Annotated in this window: 9 protein-coding genes and 1 pseudogene; 2 read left to right on the top strand and 8 right to left on the bottom strand. The window is 62.1% G+C overall.

Going from position 1 to position 14,939, the window contains the following annotated elements; translation table 11 throughout:
* Positions 1–429: 429 nt before the first annotated feature.
* On the top strand, positions 430–711 hold the full coding sequence (locus AC1VON_RS20075; RefSeq protein WP_172350637.1) for a transcriptional regulator: 282 nt from the start codon (positions 430–432) through the stop codon (positions 709–711).
* Between the two features lie 112 nt (positions 712–823).
* Entirely contained in the window at positions 824–1,759 is a 936-nt protein-coding gene (locus tag AC1VON_RS20070) for a Gfo/Idh/MocA family protein (protein ID WP_483124633.1), read from the top strand.
* A gap of 390 nt (positions 1,760–2,149) precedes the next feature.
* Here the strand turns inward: AC1VON_RS20070 and AC1VON_RS20065 are convergent, their stop codons facing one another.
* From AC1VON_RS20065 to nusG, 8 genes and pseudogenes are all read right to left on the bottom strand, one after another.
* On the bottom strand, positions 2,150–2,815 hold the full coding sequence (locus AC1VON_RS20065) for an O-methyltransferase (protein ID WP_483124632.1): 666 nt from the start codon (positions 2,813–2,815) through the stop codon (positions 2,150–2,152).
* Between the two features lie 211 nt (positions 2,816–3,026).
* A pseudogene (gene rpoC / locus AC1VON_RS20060) lies at positions 3,027–7,224 on the bottom strand (DNA-directed RNA polymerase subunit beta').
* A gap of 129 nt (positions 7,225–7,353) precedes the next feature.
* Positions 7,354–11,490: a DNA-directed RNA polymerase subunit beta gene (rpoB, locus tag AC1VON_RS20055; RefSeq protein WP_483124631.1), complete on the bottom strand. Its 4,137-nt coding sequence runs from the start codon at positions 11,488–11,490 to the stop codon at positions 7,354–7,356.
* 262 nt (positions 11,491–11,752) lie between these two features.
* Positions 11,753–12,130 (bottom strand): 50S ribosomal protein L7/L12, encoded by a 378-nt coding sequence (rplL, locus tag AC1VON_RS20050; protein WP_010909265.1) that lies wholly within the window; start codon positions 12,128–12,130, stop codon positions 11,753–11,755.
* Positions 12,131–12,184: 54 nt separating this feature from the next.
* Positions 12,185–12,703: a 50S ribosomal protein L10 gene (gene rplJ, locus AC1VON_RS20045; RefSeq protein ID WP_019857958.1), complete on the bottom strand. Its 519-nt coding sequence runs from the start codon at positions 12,701–12,703 to the stop codon at positions 12,185–12,187.
* 374 nt (positions 12,704–13,077) lie between these two features.
* Entirely contained in the window at positions 13,078–13,776 is a 699-nt protein-coding gene (gene rplA, locus AC1VON_RS20040; RefSeq protein ID WP_172350641.1) for a 50S ribosomal protein L1, read from the bottom strand.
* A gap of 4 nt (positions 13,777–13,780) precedes the next feature.
* The gene (gene rplK, locus AC1VON_RS20035; protein ID WP_010909262.1) at positions 13,781–14,209 is read right to left on the bottom strand and encodes a 50S ribosomal protein L11; all 429 of its coding nucleotides are present in this window, start codon (positions 14,207–14,209) and stop codon (positions 13,781–13,783) included.
* Between the two features lie 190 nt (positions 14,210–14,399).
* Positions 14,400–14,927 carry a transcription termination/antitermination protein NusG gene (gene nusG, locus AC1VON_RS20030; RefSeq protein WP_010909261.1) on the bottom strand — a complete coding sequence of 176 codons (528 nt, stop codon included), beginning with the start codon at positions 14,925–14,927 and terminating at the stop codon, positions 14,400–14,402.
* Positions 14,928–14,939: the final 12 nt, after the last annotated feature.

The raw sequence follows: 14,939 nt of genomic DNA, 5'->3' as shown, positions 1-14,939 counted from the left end.
CGCTCAAAGCGTCATTTCCATACGCAAATTCGGGCCACAAACCGCGCTTCGCGGTCTTGCCCGAACAAATGGCAGAGGAAGCGGAAGCCGCTTCATGCACGCCGGAAATGTCTTTTCGCTCGTAAAACGAACCCTGTTTGAAGCAAACTCCAAAGCGTGTCGCTTCGGAAAGTAGAGCCTCACATCGGTTCTGACTGGGCGGCTTCTACTCGCAAGCCCGCGAAGCGTCAACCCCGCAACGGCAAATATTGCATTGAAGCCCTGGCTTGGCAGCCATGCGAAAACCGCATGTAATTTTCTTTCGCCAATTTGCAAGGTCGAGGAAGAAAGTGACCGGCTTTTGGCTTTTGCGCGACCTCGCTTCATGCGAAAAGCCGCCTGAGCAACTCAAAATCCCCTCGCCTGCCCCTTGCCAGGAGGAATCAGTCCGTGAACGACAATGAAGAACGCCCGGTCACCATCATTACCGGCCGGGTGTGGAAGCGCAAAGGCGGCAAAGTGGAAGGCGTGCATGTCATGCTGGTCGCTCCCGATGACGATTCGGCGGTGCGCCGCGCTCTCGAATCGCTTGCCGCGGAAGGTTACGCGGAGGCCGAGCTCGACCAGATCGGCGACATGGAAGGTGTGCCCGATGACGAGCCGCATCTGTCCGCCTACCAGGGCGCCCTCGAAGGTGAAGTGTCGATCGTCACCTTCGAAGAACCGATCTGAGAACCAGGTCCGGACACGGCTGACGTCGGCCGGACCGATGCTCCATCCACTGCAGCTTGCCCGGCTGCCGTCTCACGCCTGGAAATTCTGCCCTTCCCATTCTGGAGCCCCCATGTCCTCGAACAGCAATCCCATCAAGATAGGCATCGTCGGCGTCGGCAAGATCGTGCGCGACCAGCACCTGCCGGCCCTGGCCAAGGACCAGAACTATCGCCTCGCCGCCGCGGCAAGCCGGCACGGCAAGGTCGACGGCATCCCGAATTTTCCCACCATCGAGGCGATGCTAGACGCGGTGCCGGAGCTTGGGGCCGTCTCGCTCTGCATGCCACCGCAGTTCCGTTACGATGCCGCGCGCACCGCGCTCGAGGCGAAGAAACATGTCTTCCTTGAAAAGCCGCCTGGCGCCACGGTCAGCGAGGTTGAGGACCTGAAGGTGCTGGCCGCGAAAAACGGCGTCTCCCTGTTCGCCAGCTGGCATTCCCGCTATGCGCCGGCGGTGGAGGCCGCACGCAGCTTTCTCGCATCGACCCGGATCCGCTCGGCAGCGATCGTCTGGAAGGAAGACGTACGCCGCTGGCATCCGAACCAGGAGTGGATCTGGGCGCCGGGCGGCTTCGGGGTCTTCGATCCCGGCATCAACGCGCTGTCGATCGTGACCCACATCCTGCCGGCGATGTTCATCACCTCGGCCGTGCTCGACTTTCCCGAAAACCGCGCTGCCCCGGTCGCGGCGCAAGTCAGCTTCCGCACCTCGAACGGATTGCCGGTGACGATGGACCTCGACTGGCTGCAGACCGGCCCGCAAAGCTGGGACATCCTGGCCGACACGGATGCAGGCAAGATGGTGCTTTCCGGTGGTGGCTCGAAGCTCGCCATTGACGGCCGTGTCGTCCATGACGAGCCGGAGGCGGAATACCCGATGCTCTACAAGCGTTTCGCGGAGATCGTCCGCGCCGGCGCCTCGGACGTCGATCTCGCGCCACTACAGCATGTCGCCGACGCCTTCATGCTCGGCAAGCGCAACGTGGTCGAGGCGTTTTTTGACTGAATTGAACGGGAAAAGGTCTGCATTGCTATCATGAACCTTGGCCGGGATATGTTCCTGGCTTAGGCTCGGAGACGATCGGTGCGGTGCGACGTCCGAATTCCAATTGACCCCAGCCAAGCTGGGCAATCTCGCCATACCGAACGAAATTTGAACGGTCGAAACCGTGTTCGGCGTCGTTGTATGAGATCACGGTTCGGCCGATCAGCGCTACAACCAGATGCGACGATCATCGCCAGCCGAGGTCCGGTGAATCCACTGTTCCGAATCGATGCTGATCGTGTCCCAGAGCCTTCGCTGCGCAAAGCTCATGCGCTCTCGACCCTTGTCGATCCGGCTCAAAGAGCTGCCTCGCTCATCTGAATAACATCCCTCAAGATCAGGCTTGCGGTTTCATTCGACAATCGCAATCGCAAAGCCATCATAACCCTTGGCGCCGACTGTCTGGATGGCGGTACCATCGAGGCGCTTGTCGCCGCCGATGAATGAGAACGCCGCCCGCGCGCCCACGACATTGGCGTCATGGCCACCCTTATCGACCACCGCGCCGTCGCGGATGACATTGTCGCAGATAAGCACCGTCCCCGGCCGCGAAAGCCGCACGGCCCAGGACAGGTAGTTCGGGTTGTTCGGCTTGTCGGCATCGATGAAGATGAGATCGAACGGCCCGGCATTCTCGGCGCTTAGCGCCGCAAGCGACTGAAGGGCCGGCCCGACCCGCACTTCCACGCGTTCCGACACGCCCGCACGGACAAAATTCGCCCCCGCGACCCTGGCGTGGTGCGGATCGAGTTCAAGCGTCACGACCTTGCCATCCGTGGGCAAGGCACGCGCCATCCAGATCGTGGAGTAACCGCCCAGCGTGCCGATTTCGAGGATCTTCTTTGCGCCCTGAATTCGTGCAAGAAGCGAAAGCAGCTTGCCTTGCGCCGGCGAGACGTCGATCGGCGGCAAACCTTGGTCACGATTGGTCGCCAGAACAGCGTCGAGGGCGGAATCCGCCTCGAACAGGGCATCGACGATGTAGTCGTCGACAGCAGCCCAGGTTTTCCTGCTCATCGTTTTCTTCTCCGATCGAAAGCGAACGCGGAAGGGTCGGAACGCGTGGACCTCTCTTGCCGCCATGGATATCAACTTCGCCACGCCCCGGAAAACAAAAAGGCCGCCGGATTGGCCCGACGGCCCTGTTGCCTGAGATTTCTTACTTTTTCTGGCGCAATTCCGGACGGAAAACTGTTTTACACTTTTCCTGGAATTGCTCCCGCCGCGCTTACTGCGCGGCGGTTGTCATATCGGCCAGCATCGGCTCGGCGACTTCCACACCGGAGGCCTTGCGGCGCTCGTCGATGATCAGTTCGTCGCGCGAGGTGGCGATGCGCCGGATCTGGCTCATCGTGCCGCCGGTACCGGCCGGGATCAGCCGGCCGACGATGACGTTTTCCTTCAAGCCCTGCAGCATGTCGGTCTTGCCGGCAACCGCGGCTTCCGTCAGCACCCTGGTCGTCTCCTGGAAGGAGGCGGCCGAGATGAAGGACGGCGTCTGCAGCGAGGCCTTGGTGATGCCGAGCAGCACCGGCTGGCCTTCGGCCGGCTTCTTGCCGTCCTCGATCAGACGCTCGTTGACCTCTTCCAGCTCGATCACGTCGACGTGGTCGCCCGGAATGTAGGTCGAGTTGCCCTGCGTGGTGATCTCGACCTTCTGCAGCATCTGGCGAACGATCACCTCGATGTGCTTGTCGTTGATCGACACGCCCTGCAGGCGGTAGACTTCCTGGATCTCATTGACGAGGTAGGACGCAAGTGCCTCCACGCCCTTGATCGCCAGGATGTCGTGCGGCGCCGGATTGCCGTCGAGGATGTAGTCGCCCTTCTCGATGACGTCACCGTCCTGGAGATGGAACGGCTTGCCCTTCGGGATCAGGTATTCGACCGGCTCGAGCGTCGAGTTCATGCGGCTCGATGATGATGCGGCGCTTGTTCTTGTAGTCGCGGCCGAAGCGGATCGTGCCATCGATCTCGGCGATGATGGCGTGATCCTTCGGACGACGTGCCTCGAACAGTTCGGCAACACGCGGCAGACCGCCGGTGATGTCCTTGGTCTTGGCGCTTTCCATCGGGATACGCGCCAGCACGTCGCCGGGACGAACCTGCGCACCCGGCTCGACCGAGAGAATGGCCTCGACCGAGAGCAGGAAGCGGGCATCACCACCCTTCGACAGCTTGCCGACCTTGCCCTTGGCGTCCTGAACGACGATCGCCGGCTTCAGATCGTTGCCGCGCGGCGTCGAACGCCAGTCGATGACCTCACGCTTGGTGATGCCGGTCGACTCGTCGGCCGTTTCCTGGACGGAAATACCGTCGACCAGATCCTCGAACGCCACCTTGCCCTCGATTTCGGTGAGGATCGGGCGGGTGTAGGGATCCCACTCGGCGATACGCTGTCCACGCTTCACCTTGTCGCCATCGTCCACGAAGATACGCGAACCATAGGTGACACGGTGCGTGGCGCGCTCCTTGCCGGCTTCGTCGAGGATCAGAACCGCCATGTTGCGGCCCATGACCATCTGCTGGCCGTCGGAGTTGCGCACCACGTTGCGGTTGCGGATCTCGACCTTGCCCTCATAGGAGGCTTCAAGGAACGAGCTGTCCACCACCTGCGCGGTACCGCCCATGTGGAAGGTACGCATGGTGAGCTGGGTGCCCGGCTCGCCGATCGACTGCGCCGCGATGACGCCGACGGCTTCACCCTGGTTGACCGGGGTGCCGCGCGCCAGATCGCGTCCGTAGCAGACCGCGCACACGCCAACCCTGACCTCGCAGGTCAGTGCCGAGCGGATGCGGACGGACTGGACGCCGGCCTTTTCGATCTGTTCCACGTCGCGCTCGTCCATCAGCGTTCCGGCCTTGACCAGCAGGTCGCCGGTCACCGGATGGTTGATGTCGTCGAGCGCGGTGCGGCCCAGCACGCGCTGGCCGACCGAAGCAACGACCTGACCGGCATCGACGATCGGCTGCATGGTGAGGCCCTTGTCGGTGCCGCAATCCACGGAGTTGACGATGCAGTCCTGCGCCACGTCGACCAGACGGCGGGTGAGGTAACCCGAGTTCGCCGTCTTCAAGGCGGTGTCGGCCAGACCCTTGCGGGCGCCGTGGGTCGAGTTGAAGTACTCGAGCACGGTCAGGCCTTCCTTGAAGTTCGAGATGATCGGCGTCTCGATGATTTCACCCGACGGCTTGGCCATCAGGCCGCGCATGCCGGCGAGCTGACGCATCTGGGTGGGCGAGCCACGCGCACCGGAGTGCGACATCATGTAGATCGAGTTCATCGGCTTCTGACGGCCATTGTCCTCGAACTCGACCGCCTTGATGCGGGCCATCATCTCGTCGGCGACCTTTTCCGAGCACTTGGCCCAGGCGTCGACGACCTTGTTGTATTTCTCGCCCTGCGTGATCAGACCGTCATTGTACTGCTGCTCGTATTCCTTGGCCAAAGCCTCGGTGTCGGAGACCAACTTGATCTTGCTATCCGGGATCAGCATGTCGTCCTTGCCGAACGAAATGCCGGCACGGCAGGCATGAGCGAAACCGAGCGCCATGATGCGGTCGCAGAAAATGACCGTCTCCTTCTGACCGCAATGGCGGTAGACGGTGTCGATCATCTTGGAGATGTTCTTCTTGGTCATCTCCTGGTTGGCGGTCTCGTAAGGCACATTGACGTTCTTCGGCAGAAGCTCGCCGATGATCATGCGGCCAGGCGTGGTGTCATGGATCTTCGACACGACCTTGCCTTCGGCGTCGACCGTGCGGAAGCGGCCCTTGATCTTGGCGTGCAGGGTCACCGCCTTGGTCTCGAGCGCGTGCTGGAGTTCGCCCATGTCGGCAAACACCATGCCCTCGCCCGGCTCGTTCTGGTTGACGATCGAGAGATAGTAGAGACCCAGAACCATGTCCTGCGACGGCACGATGATCGGCGCGCCGGAAGCCGGGTGCAGGATGTTGTTGGTCGACATCATCAGCACGCGGGCTTCAAGCTGCGCTTCCAGGGACAGCGGCACGTGAACAGCCATCTGGTCACCGTCGAAGTCGGCGTTGAAGGCCGTGCAGACCAGCGGGTGCAGCTGGATCGCCTTGCCTTCGATCAGGATCGGCTCGAACGCCTGGATGCCGAGGCGGTGCAGCGTCGGCGCGCGGTTCAGGAGAACCGGGTGCTCGCGGATGACCTCGTCGAGAATATCCCAGACCTCCGGACGCTCCTTCTCGACCAGCTTCTTCGCCTGCTTGACGGTCGAGGAATAACCCTTGGCGTCAAGACGGGCGTAGATGAAGGGCTTGAACAGTTCGAGCGCCATCTTCTTCGGCAGGCCGCACTGGTGCAGCTTGAGCTCGGGACCGGTGACGATGACCGAGCGGCCGGAATAGTCGACGCGCTTGCCGAGCAGGTTCTGGCGGAACCGGCCCTGCTTGCCCTTGAGCATGTCGGACAGCGACTTCAGCGGACGCTTGTTCGCGCCAGTGATGACGCGGCCGCGACGGCCGTTGTCGAACAGCGCGTCGACGGCTTCCTGCAGCATGCGCTTTTCATTGCGCACGATGATGCCGGGCGCGCGCAGTTCGATCAGCCGCTTCAGACGGTTGTTGCGGTTGATGACGCGGCGGTAGAGATCGTTCAGGTCGGACGTGGCGAAACGACCGCCGTCCAGGGGGACAAGCGGGCGCAGGTCCGGCGGGATCACCGGGACCACCTTCATGATCATCCATTCCGGACGGTTGCCGGATTCCATGAAGTTCTCGACGACCTTGAGCCGCTTCAGATACTTCTTCTGCTTCAGCTCGGACGTGGTCGAAGCCAGTTCCGAACGCAGGTCGCCGGCGATCTTCTCCAGGTCCATGCCGGCCAGGAGGTCATGAATGGCCTCGGCGCCGATCATGGCGGTGAAGGAATCCTCGCCATACTCGTCGACGGCGATCATGTACTCTTCCTCGCTGAGCAGCTGGTGCTCCTTCAGCGCGGTGAGGCCAGGCTCGGTGACAATGTAGTTCTCGAAATAGAGGACACGCTCGATATCCTTCAGCGTCATGTCGAGCAGAGTGCCGATGCGCGAGGGCAGCGACTTCAGGAACCAGATATGAGCGACGGGAGCGGCGAGCTCGATATGGCCCATGCGCTCGCGACGGACGCGCGACAGCGTGACTTCGACGCCGCACTTCTCGCAGATGACGCCCTTGTACTTCATGCGCTTGTACTTGCCGCACAGGCACTCATAGTCCTTGATCGGGCCAAAAATGCGCGCGCAGAACAGACCGTCACGCTCCGGCTTGAAGGTGCGGTAGTTGATGGTCTCCGGCTTCTTGATCTCGCCGAACGACCAGGACAGAATCTTCTCAGGGCTGGCCAGTGAGATCCGGATGGAATCGAACACCTGCGCAGGCGCCTGCGGATTGAAGAGATTCATGACCTCTTGGTTCATGCCGTTCTCCTTTTCGGGGTCCTCGAAAACCCCTTGCATCTAACGCGGGCCAAACGCCCGCCGTCTTTGTCGGCCACTGGCCGTCGAATTCGTTTGGCGCGCCGCAACTTCGTGCGGCGCGCCGTAGCCTTACTCAGCCGCGTCGGGCAGCCGGACAGGGTTGTCGTCGAGCTTGGTGTTCTCCAGCTCGACATTGAGGCCGAGAGACCGCATTTCCTTGACGAGCACGTTGAAGCTCTCCGGGATGCCGGCCTCGAAGGTGTCGTCGCCGCGGACGATCGCCTCGTAGACCTTGGTGCGGCCGGCGACGTCGTCCGACTTCACCGTCAGCATTTCCTGCAGCGTGTAGGCGGCGCCATAGGCTTCCAGCGCCCAGACCTCCATTTCGCCGAAGCGCTGGCCACCGAACTGCGCCTTGCCGCCCAGCGGCTGCTGGGTGACGAGCGAGTACGGACCGATCGAACGCGCATGGATCTTGTCGTCCACCAGGTGGTGAAGCTTGAGCATGTAGATATAGCCCATCGTCACCTTGCGATCGAACGGCTCGCCCGTGCGTCCGTCATAGAGCTGCGACTGACCGCTGGTGTGCAGGCCCGCCTGCTCCAGCATGATGTTGATGTCAGCCTCGTGCGCGCCGTCGAACACCGGGGTCGCGATCGAGACGCCGCGGCGCATCTGCTCGCTGAGGCGAACAATGCTCTCGTCGTCATACTCACGGATCGGCTCGTTGCGGTCATTGGCCGGCATGAAGCTTTCCAGCGTCTTGCGCAGCGGCTTGATGTCGCCGGCCGCCTTGTACGTGTCGATCAGCTCGCCGATCTTCTTGCCCATGCCTGCGCAAGCCCAGCCCAGATGCGTTTCCAGGATCTGGCCGACATTCATGCGGCTCGGCACACCCAGCGGGTTGAGCACGATATCGGCATGCGTGCCGTCCTCGAGGAAAGGCATGTCCTCGACCGGAACGATGCGCGACACGACACCCTTGTTGCCGTGACGGCCGGCCATCTTGTCGCCCGGCTGCATCTTGCGCTTCACCGCCACGAAGACCTTGACCATCTTCATGACGCCCGGAGGCATTTCGTCGCCGCGCTGCACCTTCTCGACCTTGTCCATGAAGCGCTGTTCGAGCGCCTTCTTGGAGTTGTCGTACTGGCCACGCAGGGCTTCCAGTTCGCTCTGGAGCTTTTCGTTCTCCACGGCAAACTGCCACCATTGCGAACGCGGATACTCGTCGAGCGTATCCTTCGACAGCGTCGAGCCCTTCTTGAAGCCCTTCGGTCCAGCGATCGCTTCCTTGCCGACGAGCACGTCGGAAAGACGCGCGTAGACGTTGCGGTCCAGGATGGCCTGCTCGTCGTCACGGTCCTTGGCGAGGCGTTCGATCTCCTCGCGCTCGATCGCCATGGCGCGCTCGTCCTTCTCCACACCGTGGCGATTGAACACGCGCACCTCGACGACGGTGCCGAAAGTGCCCGGAGGCATGCGCATCGAGGTGTCGCGCACGTCGGAAGCCTTTTCGCCGAAGATGGCGCGCAGAAGCTTCTCTTCCGGTGTCATCGGGCTTTCGCCCTTCGGCGTGATCTTGCCGACCAGGATGTCGCCCGGCTGCACTTCCGCGCCGATATAGACGATGCCGGCTTCATCGAGGTTCTTCAGCGCTTCTTCCGAAACGTTCGGAATGTCGCGCGTGATTTCCTCCGGACCGAGCTTGGTATCGCGCGCCATGACCTCGAACTCCTCGATGTGGATCGAGGTGAAGACGTCGTCGGCGACGATACGCTCGGAGAGCAGGATCGAGTCCTCGTAGTTGTAGCCGTTCCACGGCATGAACGCGACCAGCACGTTGCGGCCGAGTGCCAGATCACCGAGCTCCGTCGACGGACCGTCGGCGATGATGTCACCCTTGTTGACCCGGTCACCCATACGCACCAGCGGACGCTGGTTGATGCAGGTATTCTGGTTCGAACGCTGGAACTTCATCAGCCGGTAGATATCGACGCCGGACTTGCCCGGATCGAGATCCTCGGTGGCGCGGATAACGATACGCGTCGCGTCCACCTGGTCGACGATGCCACCACGGCGAGCGCCGATGGCGGCGCCCGAGTCACGGGCGACGATCGGCTCCATGCCGGTGCCGACGAACGGCGCCTCGGCGCGCACCAGCGGCACGGCCTGACGCTGCATGTTCGAGCCCATCAGCGCGCGGTTGGCGTCGTCGTTCTCGAGGAACGGGATCAGGGCCGCGGCCACCGACACCATCTGCTTGGGCGAAACGTCCATCAGATCGACGTTTTCGCGCGGCGCCATCATCACTTCGCCGGCACTGCGGCAAATGACGAACTCGTCCACGAAGCCACCATTCTTGTCGAGCTCGGCATTGGCCTGCGCGACATGGTGCTTGGCTTCTTCCATCGCCGAGAGATAGACGACGTCATTGGTCAGCTTGCCGTCGACGATCTTGCGGTACGGGCTCTCGATGAAACCGTACTTGTTGACGCGCGCGAAGGTGGCCAGCGAGTTGATCAGACCGATATTCGGACCTTCCGGCGTCTCGATCGGGCAGATACGGCCGTAATGCGTCGGGTGCACGTCGCGCACCTCGAAGCCGGCACGCTCGCGGGTCAGACCGCCCGGTCCAAGCGCCGACAGGCGGCGCTTGTGGGTGATCTCCGACAGCGGGTTGGTCTGGTCCATGAACTGCGACAGCTGCGAGGAACCGAAGAACTCGCGCACGGCGGCGGCCGCCGGCTTGGCGTTGATCAGATCCTGCGGCATGACCGTGTCGATCTCGATCGAGGACATACGCTCCTTGATCGCGCGCTCCATGCGCAGCAGGCCGACGCGGTACTGGTTCTCCATCAGCTCGCCGACGGAACGCACGCGGCGGTTGCCGAGATTGTCGATGTCGTCGATCTCGCCCTTGCCGTCGCGCAGTTCGACCAGCGTCTTGACCACGGCCAGGATGTCTTCCTTGCGCAGAACGCGCACGGTGTCCTCGGCCTTGAGCTCGAGGCGCATGTTCATCTTGACACGGCCGACAGCCGACAGGTCATAGCGCTCGCTGTCGAAGAACAGCGAGTTGAACATGGCTTCGGCGGTCTCGAGCGTCGGCGGCTCGCCGGGGCGCATGACACGATAGATGTCGAACAGTGCGTCCTGGCGGCTCTCGTTCTTGTCGACGGCGAGCGTGTTTCTGATATAGGCGCCGACATTGACGTGGTCGATGTCGAGGATCTTGATCTCCTGCTCGCCGGTGCCGAGCAGCACCTTGAGCGTCTTTTCGTCGATCTCGTCACCGGCCTCGAGGAAGATCTCGCCGGTTGCGTAGTTGACGATGTCCTCGGCCAGATAGTTGCCGAGCAGATCCTCGTCGGTCGCCTTGATCGCCTTCAGACCCTTCTCGCCAAGCTGGCGCGCCTGACGAGCGGTGATCTTCTTGCCGGCTTCGACAACGACCTCGCCCGTATCGGCGTCGACCAGGTCGCCGACGGCCTTGAGGCCGCGGAAGCGCTCGACGTTGAACGGAATGCGCCAGTGGTCGCCGGCGCGCACATAGCTGATCTTGTTGTAGAAGGTCGACAGGATCTCTTCGCCGTCCATGCCGAGCGCCATCAGCAGCGACGTCACCGGAATCTTGCGGCGGCGGTCGATGCGGGCGTGCACGACGTCCTTGGAATCGAACTCGATGTCGAGCCAGGAGCCCCGATAAGGAATGACGCGCGCGGCGAACAGAAGCTTGCCCGACGAGTGCGACTTGCCCTTGTCGTGGTCGAAGAAGACGCCCGGCGAACGGTGCATCTGCGAGACGATGACGCGCTCGGTGCCGTTGACGATGAAGGTGCCGTTCAAGGTCATGAGCGGCATGTCGCCCATGTAGACGTCCTGCTCCTTGATGTCCTTGATCGACTTGGCGCCGGTATCCTCGTCAATATCGAACACGATGAGGCGCAGCGTCACCTTCAGTGGCGCGGCATAGGTCAGGTCACGCTGACGGCATTCGTCAACGTCGAATTTCGGTCCTTCGAACTCGTACTTCACGAACTCCAGCATCGAGGAGCCGGAAAAATCGGAGATCGGGAAGACCGACTTGAAAACAGCCTGCAGTCCCTCGTCCGGACGCCCGCCCTTGGGCTCGTCCACCATCAGGAATTGGTCATAGGATGCCTTCTGAACCTCGATCAGGTTCGGCATCTCCGCAACTTCCGGAATCTTTCCGAAGAACTTGCGTACGCGTCTGCGGCCATTGAAAGTCTGGGTCTGGGCCATCGTCGCTCCTTAGCTCAAAACTCGGGACGGACCTCGCCGCGGTCCGCCTTGCATACCGAGCCGCCTGGGCGGCGGCTCTCTGTCTGTTCTCCGTCCCCCCAACGAACTGCTTGTCGGCGGCCGGCTAAAACGGGAGAAAACCCGTTTCCTGAAGGCCGGTTGCGGCCCTCAGGAAAGAGGTTCTCGTACATCTCGCGCTACGCGTCCTCCCTCCAGGCGAAGGGAGTGGCGGACGGCGCGAGGCCGCCCGCCGCTTATACGCTTACTTCAGGTCGACCTTGGCGCCGGCTGCTTCCAGCTGGGCCTTGAACTTGTCGGCGTCGGCCTTGGAAACGCCTTCCTTGACCGGCTTCGGAGCCGCTTCGACCAGGTCCTTGGCTTCCTTGAGACCAAGACCGGTGATGGCGCGGACTTCCTTGATGACGTTGATCTTCTGAGCGCCGGCGTCGGTGAGGACGACGTCGAATTCCGTCTTTTCCTCGGCCGGAGCAGCAGCAGCGGCAGCGCCGCCAGCAGCGGCAACCGCCACCGGAGCAGCAGCCGAAACGCCCCACTTTTCTTCCAGAAGCTTCGACAGCTCGGCCGCCTCGAGGACGGTCAGCTTCGAAAGGTCGTCTACGATCTTTGCGAGATCAGCCATTGTTGTATTCCTTCGTTAGGTTCGAACGTGTGTTTTTGATAGCGAGGAACGGCCTCATGCCGCCTCGTCCTTCCGGGCGTAAGCGCCGATGACGCGCGCGACCGAGGCCGCTGGCGCATTGACGATCTGGGCGATCCGGGTGGCCGGCGTGGCGATCATGCCAACCAACCTGGCGCGCAGCTCATCGAGCGACGGAAGTGTGGCGAGTGCCTTCACACCGTCGGCGTTGAGCGAGGTGGTGCCCATAGCGCCGCCGAGAATGACAAGCTTGTCATTTCCCTTGGCGAAATCGGACGCGACCTTCGGCGCCGCAATCGGATCCTCCGAATAAGCAATCAGCGTCTGTCCCTTGAACAGATCAATGATCGATGCGGAGTCCGTGCCCTGAAGAGCGATTTTGGCGAGACGGTTCTTCGCGACTTTAACGGTGCCACCGGCAGCGCGCATTTTCGACCGAAGGTCGTTCATTTGCGCGACGGTGATACCGGCATAGTGGGCCACGACGACTGAACCTGCGTTTCCGAACGCTTCGTTCAGGCCCGTGACGAGTTCGCGTTTTTCCGCTCTGTCCACTGCCTATCTCCAGTTGACCCCTGCCCTATTTCGAGGACAGGCGTCGGGTTGCCTTTTGCCGGCCGGGCCATCCAGTAACGGATCTCCCGAACGACGCTCGAGGATCCTGCCCCCTTTCGCCACACCGCCGGCAAGCCGACGATGCGCAGACAAAAGGCAAACACGGTTCGAACCTTTCATTGGAGCACTTGCTCCGTTGTCGGGTCTTCACCCGTCTCATGCAGGCCCACATGAATTAAGGCTTTTGGGCCGCCTGCAATCTCGGACAGGATGTCCGGAAGCCTTTCGACTTCCGGCACCGGGCCCAGGATAAATCCGGGGCCCGGAATTCAATCACGGATCGGCCTTCCAGCGGCCGATCCAAATGGTCTTAATCAGGACGCAGCGAGCGTCGCGACATCGAGCTTGAGGCCCGGGCCCATCGTCGAGGTGACCGACACCTTCTTGACGTAGTTGCCCTTGGCGCCAGCCGGCTTTGCCTTGGTCACCGCATCGGCGAAGGCACGGATGTTCTCTTCGAGCGCCTTGACGTCGAACGAGACCTTGCCGACGCCGGCATGAACGATGCCGGCCTTCTCGACACGGAACTCGACCGCGCCGCCCTTCGATGCCTTGACGGCGGCGGCGACGTCGGTGGTGACGGTGCCGACCTTCGGGTTCGGCATCATGCCGCGCGGGCCGAGCACCTTGCCGAGACGGCCGACCAGCGGCATCATGTCCGGAGTGGCGATGCAGCGATCGAAATCGATCGTGCCCTTCTGGACGATCTCGACCAGATCCTCCGCGCCGACGATGTCGGCGCCGGCGGCCTTGGCCTCCTCGGCCTTGTCGCCACGGGCGAACACGGCGACACGAACCGAGCGGCCGGTGCCGTTCGGCAGATTGACCACGCCGCGGACCATCTGGTCGGCATGGCGTGGGTCGACGCCGAGGTTCATGGCAACTTCGACTGTCTCGTCGAACTTGACCGAGGAACGGTCCTTGAGCAGCTTCAGCGCCTCACCCAGGGCATAAGCCTTGTTGGGATCGATGCCTTCGCGGGTCTTCGATACACGCTTTGCAATCTTTGCCATGATCTCAGCCCACCACTTCCAGACCCATCGAGCGGGCGGAGCCCTCGACCATGCGCATGGCCGCCTCGACGTCGTTTGCGTTCAGATCCTTCATCTTGGCGGTCGCGATTTCGCGCACCTTGTCGCGCGAAACGGTGCCAGCCTTGACCTTGCCCGGCTCCTTCGAGCCCGACTTCAGGTTCGCGGCCTTCTTCAGGAAGTAGCTCACCGGCGGCGTCTTCATGACGAAGGTGAACGACTTGTCCTGGTAATAGGTGATGACGACCGGAACCGGCGATCCCTTTTCCATTTCCTGGGTCTGCGCGTTGAACGCCTTGCAGAACTCCATGATGTTGATGCCACGCTGACCAAGCGCCGGACCTATCGGGGGCGACGGCGTAGCCGAACCCGCGGAAACCTGGAGCTTGAGCTGGCCTGCAATTTTCTTAGCCATCTCTTTTCCTGCCTTTGTCTATGCCGGTCCCAACATCAGGGAAAACACCGGCGGTTGCAGTCTGGTGGTGCGGTTCGCGTGGCCGGCTAAAGCCACATTCGCCTCCCACCGTTCTCAGGCCGTGCGTTTCCGCACCGCCCCCCCCGATCGCCGAACCGGCGCCGCCGGCCGAACATCGGGGGATTTCGGATCAGCCCTTTTCGACCTGTCCGAATTCCAGATCGACGGGCACGGCGCGCCCGAAGATCGAAACTTCCACCTTGAGCCGCGCCCGCTCCTCGTCCACTTCCTGGACGAAACCGTTGAACGACGCGAAAGGACCATCCGAAACACGGATCGCCTCGCCGATCTCGAACGTGACCGAGGGCTTCGGCCGCTCGACGCCTTCCTGCACCTGGTTCAGGATGCGCTGCGCCTCCGCCTCGGTGATCGGCACCGGCTTGGAGTCGCCGAGAAAGCCGGTGACCTTCGGCGTGTTCTTCACCAAGGAGAACACGGCATCGGTCAGGTTGGCCTTCAGGAGCACGTACCCCGGGAAGAACTTGCGCTCGGCATCGACCTTGCGGCCACGACGAACCTCGACGACCTTCTCGGTCGGCACCACGATCTGCTCGATATCGGCGGACAGGCCCTTCTGCTTGGCCTTGTTCTCGATGTCCTCGGCGACCTTCTTTTCAAAGTTCGAATAAGCGTGGACGATGTACCAGCGCGCAGCCATTTTTTTAGACTT

It is taken from the genome of Mesorhizobium sp. HAY1-8B, assembly GCF_056868045.1.
Note: the sequence above shows the minus strand (reverse complement) of the source record. Positions and strands in the feature narration are given on the sequence as shown.